Genomic DNA, 21,416 nt, shown 5'->3' on the forward strand with positions numbered 1-21,416 from the left:
GTTCGAACGACCAACCGGCAAAGATGGTCCACACTTTGAAGCTTAATTTCAGGGAGAGCCGCACATGAGCGACCGCTATATCGACTTCGCCAATTCCGACCTCGGCCGCCGCCTGGTTGGTGCCGTGGGCCTGCCAAGCCCCGCTCGCCTGGAACGGTGGAGCGCTGGTCGCCTGCGGCCTGTCGAAGGTGCCATGCTGCTGGGCGGAGGCCCTTTGGCGAACAAGATCGAAGCCTTTGCCCAGCGTCTGACCGATGAGGTCTACAGTTTTGCCAGCCCCGACCTGAGCGCGACAGAATGGGTCGCAGGCCTTGGACCTAAACTCAAGGCGGTGGTTTTCGACGCCAGCGAACTTAACGACAGCGACCAACTCAAGCAGTTACGCGAGTTCTTCCAACCCCTGCTGCGCAGCCTGCAGGATCGCGCTCACGTGGTGATACTCGGCAGGGCACCGGAGCAGTTGGATGATGTGTCTGCGCAGATCACCCAGCGCGCCCTGGAAGGCTTCAGTCGCTCGTTGGCCAAGGAGTTACGCGCCGGCGGCACCCTGCAATTACTGTATGTCGCCAGCAATGCCGACGATCAACTCGAAGGCGCGCTGCGCTTTTTCCTCTCGCCCAAGAGCGCTTTCGTTTCCGGCCAGGTCCTGCGCCTGGAAGCCTGCGCGACCCAGGTGCAAGACTGGACACGCCCCTTGGCCGGTCGCAAGGCCCTGGTTACTGGAGCGGCCCGAGGTATCGGCGCCGCCATCGCCGAGACCCTGGCCCGTGACGGCGCCGACGTTGTGCTGCTTGATGTTCCCCAAGCCAAAACCGACCTCGAAGCCCTGGCTGCACGCCTGGGTGGCCTCAGCCTGACTCTCGACATCTGTGCCGCCGATGCACCGGCACAACTGATTGAAGCCCTCCCTGAGGGTATCGACATCGTCATACACAACGCCGGCATTACCCGCGACAAGACCCTCGCCAACATGACCCCGGAATACTGGGACTCGGTGCTGGCCGTGAACCTCAAAGCGCCGCAGTTGCTGACCCAGGCGCTGTTCGAGAGCGGCACCCTGCACGACAACGCCCGCATCGTCCTGCTGGCATCGATCAGTGGTATTGCCGGTAACCGGGGCCAATCCAACTATGCCGCCAGCAAGGCCGGGCTCATTGGCATGGCCCAGGCCTGGTCGGCAAAACTGGCTGAGCGCGGCAGTAGTATCAATGCCGTGGCCCCAGGTTTCATTGAAACCCGCATGACTGCAGCGATTCCCTTCGCCCTGCGCGAAGCCGGACGACGCATGAGTTCGTTGGGCCAGGGCGGCCTGCCCCAGGATGTCGCCGAAGCTATCGCCTGGCTGGCGCAACCGGGGTCTGGCGCCGTCAACGGCCAGGTCCTGCGTGTCTGCGGCCAGGCCGTGATGGGGGCCTGACGATGACTAGACACTGGCAGGATCTGAGCAGCACACTGGCACTTTCCAGTCTCTACCTGCGCGCGGCACGCAAGCGCAAGATCAGCGGTGACATCCTGCCCGAGATCGGCTTGCGCTGTTACCTGGAGGTGCAATCGAAGCAATTGGAAAGTTACCGCAAGCTCTGCCATTTCGGCGATGACGGACGCTTGCCACCAACGTTTCCCCATGTGATGGCGTTTGCCTTGCAGATGCAGTTGCTCACCGACAAGACCTTTCCTTTTCCGTTGCTGGGTCTGGTTCATCTACACAACAGCATCCGCGTTGTACGTCCCCTGGGCGGCGTCGGTCGCCTGCGCTTCTCGGTCTACGTGGACAACCTGCAAGCCCACGAAAAAGGCGCTACCTGCGACCTGATCACCGAAGCTGAAGACGCACTGGGCCTGCTCTGGTCAGAAACCAGCCGTATGCTGTGTCGCGGCGTGAAACTGGCAAGCGAGCCTACGGCCAGCGAAGCGCCGGTCGACGCACCGCTGGACGAGCTGACCCGCTGGTACGCCGACAGCGATATCGGCCGGCGCTACGCCAAGGTCTGTGGCGACTACAACCCGATCCATCTGAGTGCTACCAGTGCAAAACTGTTCGGCTTTCCCACCGCCATCGCCCACGGCATGTGGACCAAGGCAATGACGCTGGCGGCTTTGCGCAACCATCTGCCGGTGAGCAAGTACGAATTCGCGGTGGACTTTCTCAAACCCGTGCGCCTGCCCAGCGAGGTGATCCTCAACGCAAGCCCTACCGCCACTGAAGGCCAACTGCGCCTGGACGGTCATGGCGGGTTGGTGCATATGCGCGGTGCCTGGCGGCAACTGGACTGAAACGGAGCTCTTGCGTTGCGAAGGCGCCCGCCTGAAGCTATGCGGCTTGAGGAGAGCTTTGATGAACCTGCACGAACTGACCCAACGCCTGCACAGCATCCGTGACAACAATGATTGGCGCGGCTTCCATAGCCCAAAAAACCTGGCCATGGCCGCCAGTGTCGAAATGGCCGAACTGGTTGAAATTTTCCAGTGGCTCAGCGAGGACCAGTCGCGGCAGCTATCGCCCGAACAACTGGCGCATGCAGGTCAGGAGGTCGGCGATGTGGTGCTGTATCTGCTGCTACTGTGCAGCGAACTGGGCCTGGACATGGAACACGTAGTGCGCGCCAAACTGGCCGACAGCGAAAGGCGTTTTGCGCGATGAAAGACCGACATTTCGATGCCCTTGCCACGCGTTTTGCCGAGAAAATCTACGGCGGTGCCAAGGGTGCGATCCGCCTTGCGATATTGCAGGCAGACCTCACCGAAGCCTTGCCCGAACGGCCTCTGCGCGTGCTCGATATTGGTGCCGGCCTGGGCCACATGGCCCTGTGGCTGGCCGAGCGCGGTCATCAGGTCACCCTGGCCGAGCCCGCTGCGCCCATGCTCGAAGGGGCCCGCGCACGGTTTGCCGAAGCCGGCCAGCAGGCCACCTTTATTCAGGCACCCTGGCAGGAGCTGCTCGGACAACTGACCGAACCCTATGATCTTGTGCTGTGTCATGCGGTACTGGAATGGCTGGCAGAGCCGGAAACCATCCTGCCGGTCCTGCACCAGTTGACCCGCAGTGATGGCCTGCTGTCGTTGGCGTTCTACAACCGCGATGCACTGGTTTATCGCAATCTGCTCAAAGGCCATTTCCGCAAGTTGCGAAGCAACGACATGGCCGGCGAGAAGCAGAGCCTGACCCCGCAAAAACCGCTTGATCCGCGCACGCTCAAGGCGCAACTTGAAGGTCTGTGGCAGGTCGAAACAGAAAGCGGAGTGCGAGTGTTTCACGATTACATGCCGGTGGAGTTCCAGTCCAAGGCCGAGCTGCTCGACCTGCTGGAAATGGAGCTGGCGCATCGGCGCCATCCCGCCTTTGCCGGGTTGGGGCGTTACCTGCACTGGATCTGTCGACCAAGCTGAAGCGCGCCGGGAGAGTGACATGCCGTACCGTTTTACCCTGGGTCTGTTGTGCCTGACGCTGGCAGCCTGCCAGAGCAGCAACCCTTATGTCGCCAGCTCCCGTCCGCTGCCGCCTGCGCCACCGCAGGCGGCCACAACCTTTGATGCCAGCGCTTACCCCGCGCCAACCCTGGACTACGGCCGTTACCGTAGCTGGGCCTGGCGCGATGGCCAGTTACCCAGCGGTGCCGCCCTGACTGAACCCGCGCAATTGGCCGATGCGGTGAGCACAGCCCTGGACCAGCGCGGCCTGCGTCCTGCGCGCGAGGGCCAAGGTGATTTGCTGGTAAGTGCCAATCTGCACCTGGAACGCCGTCTGCGTCAGGTCCGCGATGACTACTATCCCTATGGTGGCTATCCCTATGGCGGCTACCCTTACGGAGGCTATCCCTACGGGGGTGTTGGCGGCTACGGTAGTGTTGGCCGGTACCACGACGGTTATGGCGCCGCCATCAGCGTTCCGCTGGTACGCACCTATGAGGTAGAGGTGATGGTGGTGCAGGTCGACCTGTTCGACGCCCGCGACGGTAAGGCAGTCTGGAGCGCCAGTGCCGAGGCCACCAGCCAGGGTACTCAGCGCGAACGCGAAGACGCTTTGCGCGAATCGGTCAAGAAGGCCCTCAACGGCTATCCTCCCAGTTAAAAGGTAATTGGAGATTCATCATGCTGCGCCGTTTCGCTTTACTCTCGTTATTGGTGTTGTTGGGTGCTTGTTCAAACCACAATGTGACTCAGGACTATGACGCCAGCCGCGACTTTGCTGCCTACCGCAGTTGGGTCTGGCAGGAGCCTGCATTGCAGTACCGCCCTGATGATCCACGGATCAAGAGCGACCTGACCGAGCAGCGTATCCGCCAGGCCGTCGCCGGCCAGCTCGATCAACGTGGCTTGCGCCCGGCGCAAGGCAGTAGCCAAGGTGATCTGAAAATCCAGACGTACCTGATCGTCGAGGACCGTCAGCAACAGATCACCACCAATTACGGCGGTGCCTGGGGTGGCTACTGGGGCAACTACTGGGGCGGGCCGATGTACAACGAAACCCGTAGCGTCGACTACAAGGTGGCAACCATCCAGGTCGACATGTTCGATGGCAAGGATGGCAAGCTGGTTTGGCGCGGCAGTGCCGAGCAAATCATGAACAACTATCCACCTAGCCCCGAAGAACGTAGCGAGGCGATCCAGAAGACTGTAACCAATGCCCTGTCGAACTACCCACCACGTTAAAGGCAAATGGCCAGCAACCTGACTACACTCTTGCCAATTGGGTGTGAGTTCAGGGGCCTCATCGCGGGGCAAAGGAGTGCGCGTGTCTTCTCGCTTCCCCGCAAGGCAGCGCGGTGCTATCGGCCTGATGGCTGCCCTGACCCTGGGCATGGGCTTGATGTTCATGTTGATGGTGATCGACAGCAGCAGACTTTACCTGGAACAGCGCCGCTTGCAGCGAATTGCCGATATGGCCGCGCTGGAGGCGGCAGGCCAGCGTGCTGTCTGCACCGGCAGCGGGCCACGCGCCGACACCTTGGCCCGAGTAGGCGCTGTTCGCAACGGCTTCGAGCTGAACGCCGGGCAATCGCTTGAAACCACCTGCGGTCGACTGCAAACCGGGGCAAACAGCTTGCGCAGCTTCAGTGTCGATTTGTCGCGCAATGAAGCAATCCGCGTGATCGCCACTACCCAGGTTGCCACCAGTGTCGCCGCAGGGGTCTGGGCCCTGGCCAATGGCAACAGCATTCCCGATACCACCCTCTTGAGTGCCCGAGCAGTCGCCGCTACCCCTAAACCGCCGCAGGCGATGCTGCGTATTCGCAGCACCCTGGCGACTGTCGACACGCGCCAGTCAGCGTTGCTAAATGCGTTGGTAGATCCCCTAGGTGGCCACGTTCAGCTCGACCTGCTGGGCTGGCAGGGCCTGGGGAAAACCGAGATAAATCTCCTCAGCTACCTCGACCAGTTGGCAATCGAAGTGGGGGTCAGCGCCGGTGATTACCAGCAACTGCTGCGCGCCGATGCCAGCGCAGCAAAACTGATCGAAGCCGCCCTGAAAGTGCTGCAAAGGGGCGGTGCGGCAGTCGATGTGGTGAATAACCTGAGCAAGCTTGTCGTTGGTGTCGACAGTACTCGGATACTCCATCTGGGCGACATACTCGACCTGCAAAGTGGCACGACCAAAGCCGGCCTGGATGCCAGTCTGCAACTGCTGGACCTGCTGCAAAGCGTGATCCTGCTGTCGACCAAGGACAGCGCCGCCGTCGTCGAAATGCCGATCAACGTGTTGGGACTGGTCAATGGCAAGGTCCGCATCAAGGTGATCGAACCCCAGCAGATTTCTGCCATCGGCAACCCGCAGACCGACCTGATCAAGGTGCACACAGCACAGATACGAACATTGATTTCCCTCGATCTGCCGGTGCTGAAAACCGTCATCGGTCTGGTCAACGCCGTGCTTGACCTTGCCACGCCCTTGACCAACATCCTCGATAATCTGCTTGGCCTCAATTTATTCGGCACCGTGGAGTCGTTGACCTGTGCCTTGGGCATTCCTTGCAAAGTCAGTGATATCCAACTGCTGCCAGGCACTGTCAGTCTGGATGTCGGTATCGAGGTAGCACGCGCTACCAGCCAGGTGAGTGGCTACAGCTGCGCGCCGGAAAAAACCCTGACCGCACGCACTGACAGTGCAGCAACCGATCTGGCGGTGGGACAGTTCAAGGATCGCAACGCCTTTTTTGCCACCGGCGTGAATGCGGTAACCCCACTACCGCTGATTGATATCGGCACCAATGTTTGCAGTCGGCTTCTGTTTCTTCCAGCCGTGTGCGGCACTCGGGTTCCGTTTGCCGGAGGAGGCATTGGCCTGAAGGTGAACACCGCCTTGTTGGCAAGCACTGCCACTAACCTCAAATTTGCACCTGCCGAGCACACACCGCCTAACATCGACCAGGTACCTGCTTACCTGAGCACAACCGCCAGTAACATCATCAGCAGTCTGAACCAGACCATCGATGGCATTGAGCTACAGGCATACAAGCCCCTCAACGGCAACCTCCTGGGTGGCATATTGACGCTGACTGCCGGGCTCCTGAACGACGTCAAAGCCATTCTCGAGCCCTTGATCAGACATCTGTTGAGCCCCTTGGTAGATCCGCTGGTCAATGCCTTGCTCAAAGCCCTGGGCATCGATCTGGTCAAAGTTGAAGTCGGGGCCAACCTGACCTGTTCCAGCAGTCGTGCTCAGTTGGTGCTTTGAGTGGGGAGTTCGATACAGAACCGAGCCCCCTCCGTACTGTTCTTTACGCTCAGACAGCCACCCATGGCGTTGACGATCCCGTAACTGACCGACAAGCCCAGGCCGGTGCCGACACCGACAGGCTTGGTGGTGAAGAAGGGTTCGAAAATCCGTTCCAGCAGACGAGGCTCGATACCCGCGCCATTGTCTTCGACCAAGATCCGTACCTGGGACTCATCCACTTCCATGCGCAAGCTGATCCAGGGCTGCAATTGGCGATGCTGTTCGCGCCGTGCCAGCAACGCATCACGCGCATTGACCAGCAAGTTGATCAACACTTGCTCCAACTGGTCTTGATGGCCGCTCACCAGACACTGCGCTTGCGGTTTGGTAACGCGTAGCTCCACGCCTTTGCCGCGCAAGCCATCGGCTAGCAGCGACAAGGCACCGTCCGCGGCCTGCCAGGGCTCGAACAACTGCGGCTCGACCGCCGAGCGGCGACCGAACACGCGCATGTGATCCACCACTCGCGAGGCACGCAGCACCTGCGCGTCGATACGTTTGAGCTTGTCCTGCAGATAGTCAATCTGCACGTCGCCGTTCTCCAGCCGCTTCAACGCGTTGACCACGGCCATGCGCATCACATTCAGAGGCTGGTTGATCTCATGGGCAAGGCCGGTGGCCATTTCGCCGAGCGTGGCCATTTTTGCACTTTGCATCAGCTGCTGATGGGTCCGGCGCACCTGTGTGTTGTCGCGTCCCACGGCCTGCACTTCTACCAAGCGCCCTTGATCGTCGAACAGGCCACGGTCCGCCCACACCCACCAGGCATGCTCGCGCCCCGGCAACTCCAGGCAGATTTCTGCAGTGCTCACCGGCTGCGCCACGCTCAGACTGGCAAGGCGTTGAACAAATTCCTCGCGCTGCGCTGCAGACATCCAACGTCCCAGGTTCATACCGCTCAACTGCGCGGGGGGATACTCCAGGTAGTCGGCCAGCGGCTGGTTGCCGAACAGCAGGTTCAAATCCGGCGTGTAACGACAGATCATTGCCGGAGAGTCTTCGACCAACACCCGGTAGCGTTCTTCACTGACCCGCAAACGTTCGGTCGCCTCGGTTGTTTCAGTGATATCCAGCCATATCCCGACGACTTCGACCGGCATGCCCAGATCATCTCGCAGCAGGCGCGCTTCATCGAGCACCCAGTGATAACCGCCATGGTGATCACATAAACGATAGCGACTGCGTACCTGACCCTCGCGCAACAACGTGCGCGTGCGCGCCAGCCACAGTGCCTGATCTTCGGGGTGGACCCATTGCCCCGGCTGCAGCGGTGCTTGCTCTGTTTGCGTCCAACCAAGCATCGGTTGCAGGCTGGCGCTGAAGAACTCAGCCTGCAGGGCACCCTCGACATAGCGCTGGATGTAGATCACCGCAGGCGAGCTGGCAATCAGGTTTTCCAGGCGTGCCTGGGCGGTGCTGGCCTGTAGCTGTTGGCTTTTGCTATCACTGATGTCGAGCATGAAGCCCAGCAAGTGACGATGCTCACCACTACCGCGCACTTGTCCGCACAGGCGATACCAGCGCGGATTGGCAGCCAGGTTGTTATCGAGCAAACGCAGGCTCAGGTGCAAGGCACAGCCATCGCGCTGCAACTCGCCGAGTGCAAGTTGCGCGGCCTCGCGGTCAGCCGGGTGCACCCGGCTCAGCCACTGGCTGATGGTCAACTGCGTTGGCATTCCCAGGCTTGTCGCCAAGCCCGGGTCCAGTTGCAGAGTGGTCTCGCACAATCGCCATTGCCACCAACCTGCACCTAATTGCAGTTGCAGGCTGTCCAGCCGCTCACTTTGTTGTTGCAGAGCAAATGTCGTCAAACGGCTCACCAACGGCTCGGCATACGCAGCGCAAGCACTGAGTGCATCTGCCGAGTTGAGCGCGTCGAACGAACCAAAACACATCAACCAGGCCTGGACCACGTGCCCCTGCCCATAGGGCAGCAAATAAGCCGGGGTGTGCGCCAGCAGGCTGTGCAAGCCTGCATGGGAGGTGCTCGAGACCACTTGTCCCGGCGTCAGTCGATCCAACAACGGCCCGATCGTTTCATCGCTGGGCCAATGCAATGGGTCACCGCTGCTGACATAGGTTTTCCAGCCCTGCTCTCCTTGCAAAAACACCCGTCCGGCATGAGCCCGCCAATGATGAACCAGCCATTGCAGCTGCTCCTGGGCCACCTTGTCCAAGCGTTCAGTCGAGCAATTGCGCAACTCGGCGGCCAAATGGCTGGTCAAGTGGCGCTGACGTTCGGCGCCCAGCGATTGCTGGCGGTGCTGCAACAGATCGCCGATATCGAACAGCTGCAACAACCACCCCCCAGACTGATTCAGCAACCAGCCACGGGTATGCAGGGTGGCGCCACCGGCCGCCTTGAAATCCAGATCCAGGGGGTGGGCCTGCCAGTCCAAGAGATCGCCTTCAAGCACAAGCAAACTGTGGGGCTGCACGTAATCGTGCAATCGCGATTCGTTGTGCTGCGGCAAGGCCAACGCCGAACGCAAAGGGCCGGCAATGCGCAGTACCTTGGCACTATCGTCGAGCCATAGCTGCAATCCCACTGCTGGCACCTGGGCGGTAGGTTCCGGCACCACGCTCACCGGGGTTATGCGCGCACGCCAACGCTCGAACAACCGTTGTCCGCCGCTCAAAGTTGCAGGCTCGCTTCGGCCTTCAGGCTCGCGGGTAATCGCGGTACTTCTCCGATTGCCGGTAAGTCGAGCACCGGCAGTACAGCGGTCAGCTTGGCTTTGGCGTACTCGATTTTTACCGTCAACAGGTTACCCGGCGTCAACGCAACGCTGGCATCACTGGCAAGCTGAAAATCCAAGGATGCGGGCATCCACGCCAACTGTTTGCCGAGCACATCCTTGGCCATTTTGTCGACGTCATCACGATAGCTTGCGCTGGTTGGGTCCAGGGCCACGCAACGGCGCACTGCCTCGCTGCTGGCCTGGTTGAACGACTGCAGCATCAGCATCGGCAAGCCGTAGCTGACCACCCCATAGAAGACTGCGAAAAAGATCACGAACACCGCCACGAATTCCAGCGCCGCAGCGCCTTTTTGCCGTTTCCCCAAGCCTGCTTTCATGATCGCGTCTACCCTGACAGTGACACCTGATTGACAGCATAGAATCATTCACAACAAAGGGATGCATTTCGCCGATGCAAAGTATTGTCCTGCTGATGTGGCTTGCCCTGTGCGCTGAACAAGACCTGCGTGAGCGCCAGATTGCCAACACCCTGACCCTGGGCGCAGCGACATGCGCGTTGGGATATTTGTTCATTACCGGACACACCTGGATAGGTGCCGACGCCAGCGAAGGGGGCTGGGCGCTGGCGATCGTCATGCTCTTGACCTTGCCGGGCTACATGCTCGGTCGCTTCGGTGCAGGTGACGTAAAGCTGCTTGCGGCGCTGGCCCTGGCCACTGATCGCATGTACGTGCTGGGCACTTTTATCGGTGCCGGGATTGCGGTGTTGCTCTGGCTGGCCAGCCGCCGCTGGCTGTGGTCGCTTCTCAGTCAAAAGGTTAGGAACCGTATCAAGCAGCTGACTGAAGACTTGTCAAATAAACAACCTTTCGCGCCGTTCATCCTTGCAGGGTTCATCCTCGCGGCGGTGTGGGTGCAGTAGTCGCACCGCGTGTACATAATCGCGAAGTCCGACTACTTTCTAGAGAGCCAGAGGCCAACTGCAAGGCTCCCGGCCCAAAGAAACAAGGACTTCTGAGCAGGGAGCAGCGCGTGATAAATACCGTCAGTGAGGTAAAGATACTGGTGGTCGACGATCAACCTGAGGTCGTCGATGAGTTAAGCGAGTTTTTACAAAGCAGCGGCTACTGTTGCGTGCCCTGTTTGTCCAGTTCCCAGGCCATTGAGTGCTTTGCCGCCGATCCCGCTATCGGCCTGGTATTGTGCGATCTGCACATGCCGGAGTGCGATGGAGTAGAGCTGTTCAGGGCGCTCAAGGTAATTGCCGGCCCGCATCGCTTGTTCGAAGCCATCATGCTGACCGGCGGCGATGATAAACAGGATCTGATCAGGGCGTTGCGCGAAGGCTTTGCCGACTACTACCAGAAACCCGTGAACCTGAACGAACTACTCGAAGGCGTGCAGCGCCAGGAGGCTGCGCTGCAGCAACGCCAGCAGAGTTTCCAGCATTTAGGCGACCTGAACCAGAAACTGCAGTTTCTCGCCGACTCCATCGATGATCTCTATCAAGACCTGGAAAAAGCCCGCGGCCTGGGTGCGCATCGCCGTGCTACCGATGCTGAAGAGTCGATTGCCAACGACAGCCTTCCGAGCATTTTCGAGAAACTCTCACCTCGCCAACTTGAAGTGGCGCGCCTGGTCAGCAAAGGCAAGACCAACTACCAGATCGCCTGCGAGCTGGGCATAACCGAAAACACGGTAAAGCTCTATGTGTCGCAGGTACTGCGCCTGACCCACATGCACAACCGCACGCAGTTGGCGTTGGCCTTGGCGCCAGGCAACTCGCCGTTGCATCTGCGTGTAACGGCGCACTGACGATTACTTGTCGGACGAACCGACCGACTCCCAACGGTAGAAGTCCGGAAGCGCATATTTATAGCTGTCCAGCCAGCGCTGCATGCTCTGCTCGCGCTCCTTGGGCGTGGCTGTCTGCTGGATCTTCGAGGCTTGCCGGTTGCTGGCCTGCATCTGCAGCCAGGACTCGGTGACCGTTTGCGTCTTGGCTGATGGCTGTGGCTCAACTGCCAGGGCAGCCAATGGCAGTGAGCCTAAGGTAATCAGTAGTAACCCTGCTGGTTTCATAAACACCTCACTGTTGCCCGCGTGAAGGAGTAGCGTCCTGGATCGCCGCCACCTGATCCGCAGCGACCGACGAGGTACCCGATTTTTTCAACAGATCGGCGCGCGATCTGGCCTCGCTGAATTGCGCGGGGCTGAGGTTGAAACGCGACACCAGATCAGCCGCCTGCTGCCACTTGTCCTGATACAACAGCAGGCTGACCAGATTGACAGCTGCCAATGCATTGTTGTCCTTGAGCTCAATTGCGGTTAGAAACTCGAAACGCGCCTGCTCGACATTGCCCAGATTGAGGTACACCACCCCCAGGTCATTGCGCACCTTCTCGTTGGTGGGGGCCAGGCGAACGGCGCGCAGCAAATGGCGCTGGGCCTGCAGATTGTCACCGCGCGCTGCTGAGAGTTGCCCCAAACCATGCTCCGCCTCGGCAGCCATGCAACCACCGAGCAAACTGCGATACAGCGACTCGGCCTCGCTGCGCCCGAGCAGCCGCAAAACCTTGGCCTTGCGCAGACGCACCTGGGCCATGTCGGCAGGCAATACTTCCAGATGGGCCAGGCTGGCATGGGGACGGCCTTCATTGAGCATTTCGTCCGCCATGCTCAAGGCCAACTCTTGGCTGGAATCGGGCTTGGCACAACTGGCACTGCTCCCCGGCAACGCCAACCACGGCCCGCCAGTCTCGGTGGCACAGCCGCCGAGCAACAACAGGCTCATGACTACCATGACTGCTTTCATCCATGCCTCTCCTTTACGAGCCCATTGCTTTTGCCAACGCAGTGAAGCCGGGACCGGCCAACACAATCAGCAACGCAGGAAACAGAAATACCATCATCACCATCGACATTTTTGCGGACATCTTCGATACCCGCTCCTGCATCCGCGTCAGCCGCCGGTCGTCGAGCAGTTGCTTGAGCGCCAGCAGTGATTTCATCGCCCCGCCACCTTGGGCAAGCAACTGCTGAAGAATCACACAGGTGTCAGTGAACTCATCCACCGCCAACAGCTGTGCGGTTTTCTCAAGCTCCGGCGCCAACGCCAATCCGGAATCGACCCGAAGCAATATGCCGCGCAACTCTTCGCTGAGCGCTGGCAGCGGTTGCCGCGATTCCTTGCTCAACACACGCAAACCCTGCTCCACGGCCAAGCCTGATTCGAACAGAATGCGCAGCAAGGGAATGAAGGTCGACACTTCACCAATGATCTGTTGCTGACGTCGAGCTGCCGCCACTGCCAACACGCGTTTAGGCAGCAGGTAACCAACCCCCAGCGCACACATCGGCACCACGGGCCAAGCACTCTGGCTGTGCTGGTAGAAGGTGTGTTCGATGACCACGCCAACGCCCAGGGCCAGCACAGGCACACCGACCTGACAGGCAGCAAACAAGGCGCGCTGACGGCTACGCCGCCACCCCACGCGGTCGAGCAGCAGCCGGGTTTCCGCGTCGAAGTTAAGCAGTCGCTGGGCAAGCGCACTGCTGCCCACCTGTTGCATCCAGTCATCCAGGCGGTTGTCACGGTTCAGTCGACCTTGCAAACGCTGGGCGACCAGACGCTGCCTGCGTTGCTGGCGCAGAAACTGCCCGAGCAACAGCACAAACGCGACGAAAAACAGGGCGGCACAGAGCATCAGGATCATTTCAGATACTCCGCAACATGCGCCACAGCACCAGGCATCCGAGCACCTGCAGGCCGAAAGCGCCGAGCAACATGAACTGGCCATCACTGTCGTTCCACATGGCCAATAGGTACTTGGGATTGCTGAACAGAAAATAGGCCGCCATCCCCACGGGCAAAAAGCCCAGAACCATGGCGGTCATCCGCGTTTCGCCGGTCATCGCTCGCAGTTGCCGGGCACCCTGTTCACGCTCGCGAATGAGCTTGATCAGGTTTTCCAGCAACTCGCTGGCGTTGCCGCCGTAGCGATGATTGATGCGCAGGCCCAAGGCGAATAGACGCAGCTCATCCTGATCATAAAGCTCGGCCAGATCCTGCATGGCTTCATCCAGATCCACGCCCATCTGCACGTTGCGCCGTACGCGCTGCATGGCGCCATGCAACGGATCGCGTGAGGCATCGATAGCGCCCAGAACGGCATCGCTCAACGTACGCCCCGACTTCAGGCTGCGCACGCTGTGGTCGAGCAACACCGGCAACTGCTCGATCATGCGCCTCAAACGCCGGTGGTAACGCCAGCCCAAGTACAGGCGGAACAACAGCGGACCGAGCAGCAACAACGCGCCGCCAGCCGGCCAACCCAACACCAGCGCAACCAGTAACGACAGCAGCGCCCAGCACAGCAGGTACGACAGCAGGCGATCATTGCGCCGCTCCAGCCCGGCTCGTTGCATCAGTTTGTCCAGCCAGTCGCGCCCGCTTGCCGTAGTGGGCACGTTGCGCTGGAGCCGTCCAAGGCGCTCCAGCGTGCGCTCGGTTCCGGACTTGCGCATACCGCTGTAGAACAGCTTCAGGGACAGGCCCAGCATCACCAGGCACGTCACCCCAAGCAACACGACAATCAAGGCTGTGACTCGGAAAAAACGCGGCGCAGCTTGTCGCTCGCCGGGTTCTGCGCTTCGCGCAAGAAGCCTTCGCCGCTACGTCGATCAAGCCGGAACAAGGTGTTGGTGACATAGACCTCATCCCGCACACCCACCACTTCCAACACCTCGCTGACACACCGTCGACCGTCGGCAAGGCGTGTCAGTTGAATCACTACATCAAGGGCCGCGCAGATCATCTGGCGCAAGGTTTTTTCCGCCACCGAGCGACCGGTCAGGCCCACCAGGGTCTCCAGACGCAACAGCGCATCCTGGGCAGTGTTGGCGTGCACGGTGCTCATCGAACCATCGTGGCCGGTGTTCATCGCGGTCAACACGTCGAGCACTTCAGCCCCGCGAATCTCGCCCAGCAAAATCCGGTCCGGGCGCATACGCAAGGCGTTGCGGATCAACTCACTGGATTTGATTTCGCCGTGGCCTTCAGTATTGGGTGGCCGGGTTTCCAGGCGCACCACATGGGGATGGTCCAATTGCAGCTCGGCGACATCCTCGATGCTTACCAGCCGCTCATGGGGGCTGATCAACTGGCTGAGAATGTTGAGTAAGGTTGTCTTGCCGGTGCCCGTGCCGCCACTGACCAGAATGTTGCAGCGACGCGTCACCGCCAGTTGGAGAAATTCGAGAATATTGTGATCGACCGTACGCGTGGCGAGCAGGTCTGCACTCTTGAGCATGTCCTTGCGAAATTTGCGGATCGACAGGCAGGGGCCATCCAGCGCCACCGGCGGGATAATCGCATTGACCCGGCTACCGTCCGGCATCCGCGCATCGACCATAGGCGACGATTCGTCGAGGCGCCGGCCAAGGGGCGCAAGGATGCGTTGCATAACGCGCTCGACGTGATGGCCATCGATAAAACGCAGATCGGTCTGGTGCAACACCCCTGCCCGTTCAACAAACACCCGATGCGGGCCATTGACCAGAATCTCGGTGACACTGCTGTCGCGCAACAACACTTCCAGCGGACCGAAACCGGTCAACTCATCGACAATTTCTTCGGCCAGGCGCTCCATCTCATAGCGTGACAATGCCAGGTGCAAACGAGCGATGTAATCGCCGACCTGCTCCATCACAAATTGCGCCAGCGCCGGACGCGAACCTTCCAGCAAATTGCGGCCGCTGTCTTCGATGGCATCGATGATGAAGCGATGCAATGCCCGCTTGAGTCCCTGGGGATCGTTGCCCAGGTTATGCCGCGCACCGCCAAACAACTCGTCGACGCTGCTCATTTATGCCCCCAAAGCCGGTTGAACCAGTTGCCGCCGGGTGATTTGCTGTTCTCCGATCGCCGCGCCAGCCGCTCGCCCAGTGCCTTGAGGTGCTGAGTGAGGGATTCCCGCGGGGCCAGTTCGAACAAGGTCAGGCCTTGGTTCTTGGCGTTCAGGCGCACCTGCGGGCTGTAAGGCAATACCACCAGCAGCGGCAAACCGTAGCGCTTGGCCAAGGCGTCGGAATCTGGCGCCACACCTTTGAGGTAGCGATCGACCAGCAGGCTGGCATGCTCAAGCTTCATGCCCTTCTCCCGCCATTGAGCAAGCACGTCGAGATTGCGCCGGCAGTCGAGGACATTCTGGTCGGTGTACCAGATCAACTTGTCGCAATGGCTTACAAAGGTACGCAGTGCTTCGCTGTCTGCCTGGCCAGTAAGGTTCACGACGATATGCTGGAAATGCTGGCGCAAGGCGCTGAGCAACATGTACAGCTCGGCGGCACTGGTGCGCTCCAGCGGCTCATCACCGTCGGCATAGGCCAGCAGGCGCAGGCCGGAACGCTCACAGGTAAAGGCACTGTCGATGAGGGTATTGTCCAGGCGGCGCAGATGGCGCAGGGCATCGCTGAAATGAAACGACGCCTCAAGTCCGAGCAATGCCAGACTGTCCCCCCGCGGCAAACCCAGGTCGAGCAACAAGGTCTGCTGGCCACTGCGTTGTACCACTCGCGCCAAATGCGTGGTCAGCAAGGCACCATCGGCCGCCGCTTGCGCGCCATACAGTACGGTTAAACCACCGAGGCTCGGATTGCTGGTGACTTGCGGCAAGCGCTTGCTCAAACGTCGTACCAAACCGGCGACTTCGCTGGAGCGCGACCCGTAGGCGACAAAATCCCGCGCACCGGCGCGCATGGCGTTGAGCACCAATTGGTTGTCCATGCCATCGCCCAGGGCGACTATCGCCAACATCGGTTTGGCCTCCAGCACGCCCTCGATGAGGGCGCACTGATTGACCACATGCTCGCGATCCAGGCCGACAAAAACCAGGTTGGCGAACGTCACGTCAACCAACGCAAGCAGTTCATCGAGGCTACCGCTGGCGGCGCCGACCACCTGCCCCAACGGCGCCAGCGCACCTTGCAACCACTGCAGGTCGACCTCGTTTCGGGTGATGGCGAGAAAGGTCTGGCTCAAACTTTCGCTCATTGGGATAGCCCGCTGCGACCTTCAAAGTCGCCGTTTTCGAGAAAGAACAAGCGGCCCCAGCTCGGGTCGTAATTGCGCAACCCTTCACCCGGCAACGACGGTAGCTGGGCATTGGCGGCCAACGGCTGGACCAAGTGCGGGGTGACGATCATCAACAGTTCGGTTTCATCGCGCATCAACGTCGATTGGCGGAAGAACGCGCCCAGGATCGGGATATTGCCTAGCCCTGGAAACTTATCCACAGCCGAACGGGTGGTACTGCTGATCAAGCCACTGATTACGAAGCTCTCACCATCGGCCAGAGAAATGCTGGTATCTGTGCGCCTCACCGTTAGTCCAGGTACCAGGGTGCCGGCGATGTTCACGGCATTTACGTAGTCCAGCTCACTGACTTCCGGCGCAACCTTTAGGGTAATGCGATCACGGCTGACCACCGTGGGGGACAAGGCCAGGCGAATACCAAACTCCTTGTATTCGATCGACACGCTGTCGCTGCCACTGCTGGGCACCGGGATCGGAATTTCGCCACCGGCGAGAAAACTCGCGGTCAGGCCACTGAGCACGACCAGGCTGGGACGCGCCAGGGTGTAGGCAAACCCACTGTTCTCCAAGGCACTGATGGCCGCAAGAAAGCGGCTGCTACCGCCGCCCCAGACGATGTTGAAGACATCGTTGTCCAGCGGAATGCCGGCGATAGCGTCAGCCACATGGCCAGGCCGGGCCACCGTGTTTGGCGTCGTTCCAGGCGAACCGATCAAGCTGTTGTTGGAGCCCTTGAATAGAAAACGCGCACCGGCCTCCTTGAACTTGGTGCGGTTGACCTCGACAAAGCGAATATCAGCCTGAACCTGACTGGGCAGCGATGAATCCTGGGAAGGCGGCATGGCCGTCGCCGCCATGTCCGTTGTGGCCACGCCTTTGACAAACAGCATGGCTTGGCGTGGAGTCTTCGAGCAGGCGGTCCAGAGCATCAGGCTAGTGGCGCCGGGGCTAAGGGCGGTGAGCACGACGGCATCGTCGCCACTGGCATCGACATCGGCGATTTTCGAATCGCCCACTGCCACCCGGATAATGCTCACCGGTGCACGCAACTCCTGCTGCAAGCCCTGATCGATTTCGATCACCTCGGGTAATTGCGCCAGTCCTGCGCAACCGCTGCTCGCGGCCTGGGCCACAGAGACAGTCAGCCCCGCCCAGGGGATGACCCACAGCAAATGCTTGATTGCCCGCACGGAACGACTGCTCATTTAAGGGCATCCTTGCTTGGTCAGGGAGTTGGATCGCTGGATTGGTTTCCGCGGATAATCTGCATGCCACGGCGTGGCGTTGAACTGGCAATCGAGGGCGTCGCGGGTGTCTGGGCAAGCTGGCTGAAGCGAAAGAGTTCGCGGTTGGCGTTATCCACCACTTGATTGCCAGCGTGCGGGTCGGCCCAGTATTGAGCCAGGCGTTTTTCTTCAGCGCTGCGCACGGCCAGGCGAAGACTGCCGGATTGGGCGGCAAGCAGCAGTCGGCGGGTCAATGTCTCAGGCACCGCCAGGACCACGGTGCGAGCGACATTGCGTTGTTGTTCCTGGCGGGCTTTTTCATCCTGAGGCGGCGCGATCGGCTGACCGTCAACACCCATCCCCAACTGCTGGCCGACGCTGAGCAGACGCAACGCCGGTAATACCACCTGAGCGCTGGCCTGGGGGTTGTTGTTGTCCTCGCGCAGGTAGAGCAGCACATCGACGTAGTCACCTGGGCTCAACTGCCCCGCGGCGCCGACCACCTCATCAATGGCCAAGGCCAGCGCACGCTCATGAGGATGGATCATTCGCGCCAGCGGCCCACCGGCTTCAAAGCTGCTCGACGCGAGCCAGGTGCCAGCACTCAGCGAACGCCAACTGCTGCGTCCAAGCACTTGTTCGACACTCTGGAAACTGCCGGCAGGTGCGACGTGCAGGCGCTCAACCAGCAGGTCCTCAGCGCTCAATGGGGTGTAAGCGGCAACATCGCGACGCAACACCACTACCGGCTGACGCACCTCATCGCCCGCTTTCTCCACCACCTGTGCAGCGACGGGTGCCGGGGTCGACGCAACAGCAACAGCCACAGGCTCGGCAGCTGGGCGGCTCAGAACCAGGCCCCAGTAGCCCGCCAGCAAGGCGCCGATCAAAAAAAAGCCAGCGAGGATGATGGTAATGCGACTGCTCATGCCGACCCTTCCTAAATACCCGGGTTCATCCTTTGCAACCAGCTGTGAGCCGCGCACAACGTTGTCATCGGAAGTAACGATTTCGCTATTTGAAGGTAGCGCAGCTAAGTCAAAATGCCATTACCCGCCAGATTATTTTGCGCCGTAATCCCGACACCCCCTAAAAACAACCGTTAGCCGGCGCCAAAAAGCCACTATCACTTTTGGATTAATACCTTCTTACATTTGCCGGATTTTCAGCCTTTGACGATGCTGTGGTGGCAAAGGGGAATCATCGAACAAGCCCCTGCCATCTGCGCCTTGCGCGCCAGGAGAAGTGCCATGCGTGTTTCCCGAATCTTCAAGAGCTGCAAAGCGTTCTTCTACCGCAAGGACGGTGCCTCGGGTATCGAGTACGCAATTGCGGCAGCGATGGTGGCAGTGGTGTTGACGAATTTTATCGAGCCAATTTCAAAAGGGGTCAGTGCTGTTATGACCAACATTGAAACCACTCTGGATGCTGCCAAGATCACAAATGAAAAGCCATAAAAGGCTCCTGCCAATCAATCTCCTAGATATCTACGAATGGGTATAGCCATGCCGATCTCCTCCCAACGTCAACAAATTCTCCTGGTGGATGACGAAGAGGACGCTCTGCTGGAACTTGCCGAACTGCTTGAGGGCGAGGGTTTTTGCTGCCACACGGCTACCTCGGTAAAACTCGCCCTGCAACAGCTCACCCTCCACCCGGACGTGGCGCTGGTGATCACCGATCTGCGCATGCCGGAAGAAAGCGGCATTTCCCTGATCAAGCGCCTGCGTGAGCACACCGCTCGCCAGCACTTGCCAGTGATCGTCACCTCCGGCCACGCCGACATGGACGACATCAGTGACCTGCTGCGCCTGCAGGTGCTGGACCTGTTCCGCAAGCCGATCTATCACACCCGCCTGCTGGAAACCCTGGACAACCTTTTTCCAAAACCTCGATTGCATCTGGTGAACTGACCCGCGAACCTCTGCTGCCCCAATGCGGGGCAAGCCCATTCCTGCCGGATACATCTGCAGCTAAAGCTGGTAGCTAAAGCTGAGGGTAAAGCGCGGTTGCCGATTGAGGCTGTCCAGGGCGATGTCCGACATCGGCTTGGCCGCCTCAACCGCAATGTTGTAGGAGCGTGCATCGCCAAACCGCAACCCCAACGCCGCCGACGACAGGCGCGAATCACGCACCTGCAACTCGTTGAACCAACTGCGCGCAGCATCTACCACCACATACGGCTGAACCCATTTGAGCCAGTCGCGGCTGTACCTGAAGCTGTAGTTCAGCTCGTAGGCCGCGCCCCAGCCCTTGTCCCCCGATGCCTGGTCACTGGGATAGCCACGGCCGAAAGCCTGGCCGCCAAACACGGCACGCTCACTGTCGGGCAAGCTGTCATTACTCCAGTACAACGCCGCTGAAGCCACGCCTTGCCAGTTAGCAGAAAAGTAATCGCTCTGTAATCCGGATAAGCGCAAGCGCAGAAAATCCAGGTCGATATCGCTGTTGGTGTCTGCTGCGAAATAATCCATGCCCTGATAGGCACCGACACTGAGGATGCGCAGTCGCCGACTGTCACTTTGGCGCCAGTCACCCTCAAACGCCACGGCACGCATGTCCGTGCTGCTGCGGGTTTTGAGGGCGGAATCCAGTGCCTGATAATGGCTTTGGTCGTTCACCACATAAAGGCGCCCGGCAACGCTGAGCCATTCATTAGGTGAGGCGGTCAAGGTCTGGCTCAGGCCTGCCGAGTAGCGGTCACTCTGGCGATGCTGCCGAAGATCTCTGCCATTGTTCAATCGCAGCAGAGCACTCAGATCACCGCGATACTGCGAGGCGGAGAGATTCAACCGGCTCCCCTCGCTATCCAGGTATTGGCCGTAATCCAGGCGATAGTAATGTTCATGATCATCGCCCGGCGGAAATAGCGCGCTGAAGCTCAATTGCTCAGCCAGCGACGTCAGGGCGTTGCTGCTGACGCCCAAGAGCGCTTGAAGTGCTTCGCGGTTGCCATCGGCTACATTCAACCGCGCCGAGAATGCTTGGTGCGCGGCCTGCACCCACAATGTATTGGCGCCATCGGCGGTGCCAGGCGCCACCTGGGCCTGGACCGTAATACCGGGAACGTGGCTCATCAACGTTGTGTAGCGCTCCAGGGTCTTGCGCGTAAGCGGGCGCTCGGCCTTGAGCCGGGTTGCCACTTCACCCAGAAACGTAGACGCCGGCCCAATGTCGCCCTGCAGTTCAAAATCACCAATGTAGCCTTCAACCAAGACCACCTGTACCCGCCCATCAGCGAAATCCTGTGGCGGTAGGTAGGCGTAGGACAGCAGGTAGCCATCCTCCTGGTAGCGTCGAGTCAGGCGTTGAGTTGCTTCGCTCAGTTCAGCCAGCGTGACATCACGATCAACCAACGCTTCGTAGTTCTCGCGCAGATCGCTCAAGGGGTAAACCGTACCGCCGGTAAAGCGCACCTTGTGCAAGCGTATCCGGGTGCGCCTATCAAGTTGCAGCGACTGCGATGTCGGCACCGCTACCTGCAAGCTCGCGGAGGCAGGCCGGTAGCTGTCGATGGGCAGGTTGGCGGCAGGCAGGCTACGCTCGACTTCATTGCTGATCAGATAGGTTGGCAGGGGTTCTGCGCTCGACCCGCTCGCCCAACAAAGACTGAGTATCGCGACGGTCAACGGACGCATGTGGCGCTCCATGATCCCGACAAATTCGAGAACACCGGG

At 60.0% G+C, this 21,416-nt stretch carries 22 protein-coding genes; 11 read left to right on the top strand and 11 right to left on the bottom strand.

Going from position 1 to position 21,416, the window contains the following annotated elements:
* Positions 1 to 64: 64 nt before the first annotated feature.
* The 7 genes from H8F21_RS27965 (at position 65) to H8F21_RS27995 (ending at position 6,673) form a co-directional block, all read left to right on the top strand.
* Positions 65 to 1,417: a 3-oxoacyl-ACP reductase gene (locus tag H8F21_RS27965; protein WP_203585729.1), complete on the top strand. Its 1,353-nt coding sequence runs from the start codon at positions 65 to 67 to the stop codon at positions 1,415 to 1,417.
* Between the two features lie 2 nt (positions 1,418 to 1,419).
* Positions 1,420 to 2,274: a MaoC family dehydratase gene (locus H8F21_RS27970; protein WP_203585730.1), complete on the top strand. Its 855-nt coding sequence runs from the start codon at positions 1,420 to 1,422 to the stop codon at positions 2,272 to 2,274.
* Positions 2,275 to 2,335: 61 nt separating this feature from the next.
* Complete coding sequence (locus H8F21_RS27975) at positions 2,336 to 2,641, top strand: MazG-like family protein (RefSeq protein ID WP_203542891.1); 306 nt, start codon at positions 2,336 to 2,338, stop codon at positions 2,639 to 2,641.
* Complete coding sequence (locus H8F21_RS27980; protein ID WP_203585731.1) at positions 2,638 to 3,387, top strand: methyltransferase domain-containing protein; 750 nt, start codon at positions 2,638 to 2,640, stop codon at positions 3,385 to 3,387. The genes H8F21_RS27975 and H8F21_RS27980 overlap by 4 nt, the downstream gene beginning before the upstream one ends.
* 19 nt (positions 3,388 to 3,406) lie before the next feature.
* Positions 3,407 to 4,069, top strand: coding sequence for a DUF4136 domain-containing protein (locus H8F21_RS27985; RefSeq protein ID WP_136478298.1), 663 nt, complete (start codon positions 3,407 to 3,409; stop codon positions 4,067 to 4,069).
* 20 nt (positions 4,070 to 4,089) lie between these two features.
* Positions 4,090 to 4,650 carry a DUF4136 domain-containing protein gene (locus H8F21_RS27990; RefSeq protein WP_203478941.1) on the top strand — a complete coding sequence of 187 codons (561 nt, stop codon included), beginning with the start codon at positions 4,090 to 4,092 and terminating at the stop codon, positions 4,648 to 4,650.
* A gap of 82 nt (positions 4,651 to 4,732) precedes the next feature.
* Positions 4,733 to 6,673, top strand: a complete 1,941-nt coding sequence (locus tag H8F21_RS27995; protein ID WP_328824547.1) for a pilus assembly protein TadG-related protein — start codon at positions 4,733 to 4,735, stop codon at positions 6,671 to 6,673.
* Here the strand turns inward: H8F21_RS27995 and H8F21_RS28000 are convergent.
* The gene (locus H8F21_RS28000) at positions 6,658 to 9,354 is read right to left on the bottom strand and encodes a PAS domain-containing sensor histidine kinase (RefSeq protein ID WP_203585732.1); all 2,697 of its coding nucleotides are present in this window, start codon (positions 9,352 to 9,354) and stop codon (positions 6,658 to 6,660) included. The two genes, H8F21_RS27995 and H8F21_RS28000, sit on opposite strands and share 16 nt — an antisense overlap.
* Positions 9,351 to 9,794 (bottom strand): TadE/TadG family type IV pilus assembly protein, encoded by a 444-nt coding sequence (locus H8F21_RS28005; protein ID WP_136478301.1) that lies wholly within the window; start codon positions 9,792 to 9,794, stop codon positions 9,351 to 9,353. The genes H8F21_RS28000 and H8F21_RS28005 overlap by 4 nt, the downstream gene beginning before the upstream one ends.
* A 74-nt stretch (positions 9,795 to 9,868) precedes the next feature.
* On the opposite strand from H8F21_RS28005, the gene H8F21_RS28010 reads away from it, so the two are divergent.
* Complete coding sequence (locus H8F21_RS28010) at positions 9,869 to 10,339, top strand: prepilin peptidase (RefSeq protein ID WP_203585733.1); 471 nt, start codon at positions 9,869 to 9,871, stop codon at positions 10,337 to 10,339.
* Between the two features lie 110 nt (positions 10,340 to 10,449).
* Positions 10,450 to 11,232: a response regulator transcription factor gene (locus tag H8F21_RS28015; RefSeq protein WP_203478937.1), complete on the top strand. Its 783-nt coding sequence runs from the start codon at positions 10,450 to 10,452 to the stop codon at positions 11,230 to 11,232.
* A gap of 3 nt (positions 11,233 to 11,235) precedes the next feature.
* On the opposite strand, the gene H8F21_RS28020 is transcribed toward H8F21_RS28015, so the two are convergent.
* The 8 genes from H8F21_RS28020 to cpaB are packed head-to-tail and all read right to left on the bottom strand — an operon-like array spanning position 11,236 to position 18,668.
* Entirely contained in the window at positions 11,236 to 11,499 is a 264-nt protein-coding gene (locus H8F21_RS28020) for a DUF3613 domain-containing protein (protein ID WP_203478936.1), read from the bottom strand.
* Positions 11,500 to 11,506: 7 nt separating this feature from the next.
* The gene (locus tag H8F21_RS28025) at positions 11,507 to 12,232 is read right to left on the bottom strand and encodes a tetratricopeptide repeat protein (protein WP_203585734.1); all 726 of its coding nucleotides are present in this window, start codon (positions 12,230 to 12,232) and stop codon (positions 11,507 to 11,509) included.
* Between the two features lie 13 nt (positions 12,233 to 12,245).
* Entirely contained in the window at positions 12,246 to 13,133 is an 888-nt protein-coding gene (locus H8F21_RS28030; protein WP_203585735.1) for a type II secretion system F family protein, read from the bottom strand.
* A 1-nt stretch (position 13,134) separates the two neighbouring features.
* The gene (locus H8F21_RS28035) at positions 13,135 to 13,980 is read right to left on the bottom strand and encodes a type II secretion system F family protein (protein ID WP_203585745.1); all 846 of its coding nucleotides are present in this window, start codon (positions 13,978 to 13,980) and stop codon (positions 13,135 to 13,137) included.
* Between the two features lie 32 nt (positions 13,981 to 14,012).
* A complete protein-coding gene (locus H8F21_RS28040) occupies positions 14,013 to 15,284 on the bottom strand; it encodes a CpaF family protein (RefSeq protein ID WP_203478933.1) in 1,272 nt (423 codons plus the stop codon).
* On the bottom strand, positions 15,281 to 16,471 hold the full coding sequence (locus tag H8F21_RS28045; RefSeq protein ID WP_203542885.1) for an AAA family ATPase: 1,191 nt from the start codon (positions 16,469 to 16,471) through the stop codon (positions 15,281 to 15,283). Before H8F21_RS28045 ends, H8F21_RS28040 begins: the two co-directional genes overlap by 4 nt.
* Positions 16,468 to 17,718 carry a type II and III secretion system protein family protein gene (locus H8F21_RS28050; RefSeq protein WP_203585736.1) on the bottom strand — a complete coding sequence of 417 codons (1,251 nt, stop codon included), beginning with the start codon at positions 17,716 to 17,718 and terminating at the stop codon, positions 16,468 to 16,470. Before H8F21_RS28050 ends, H8F21_RS28045 begins: the two co-directional genes overlap by 4 nt.
* A 20-nt stretch (positions 17,719 to 17,738) precedes the next feature.
* Positions 17,739 to 18,668, bottom strand: a complete 930-nt coding sequence (cpaB, locus tag H8F21_RS28055; RefSeq protein ID WP_203478930.1) for a Flp pilus assembly protein CpaB — start codon at positions 18,666 to 18,668, stop codon at positions 17,739 to 17,741.
* Between the two features lie 321 nt (positions 18,669 to 18,989).
* On the opposite strand from cpaB, the gene H8F21_RS28060 reads away from it, so the two are divergent.
* Both H8F21_RS28060 and H8F21_RS28065 read left to right on the top strand, forming a co-directional pair.
* Entirely contained in the window at positions 18,990 to 19,196 is a 207-nt protein-coding gene (locus tag H8F21_RS28060; protein WP_203585737.1) for a Flp family type IVb pilin, read from the top strand.
* Positions 19,197 to 19,244: 48 nt separating this feature from the next.
* Positions 19,245 to 19,652 carry a response regulator gene (locus H8F21_RS28065; RefSeq protein WP_203585738.1) on the top strand — a complete coding sequence of 136 codons (408 nt, stop codon included), beginning with the start codon at positions 19,245 to 19,247 and terminating at the stop codon, positions 19,650 to 19,652.
* A gap of 60 nt (positions 19,653 to 19,712) precedes the next feature.
* On the opposite strand, the gene H8F21_RS28070 is transcribed toward H8F21_RS28065, so the two are convergent.
* Entirely contained in the window at positions 19,713 to 21,377 is a 1,665-nt protein-coding gene (locus H8F21_RS28070) for a ShlB/FhaC/HecB family hemolysin secretion/activation protein (protein WP_203585739.1), read from the bottom strand.
* Positions 21,378 to 21,416 lie beyond the last annotated feature (39 nt).

The organism is Pseudomonas arcuscaelestis, from assembly GCF_016881005.1.
In the GTDB taxonomy this organism is placed as follows: domain Bacteria; phylum Pseudomonadota; class Gammaproteobacteria; order Pseudomonadales; family Pseudomonadaceae; genus Aquipseudomonas; species Aquipseudomonas arcuscaelestis.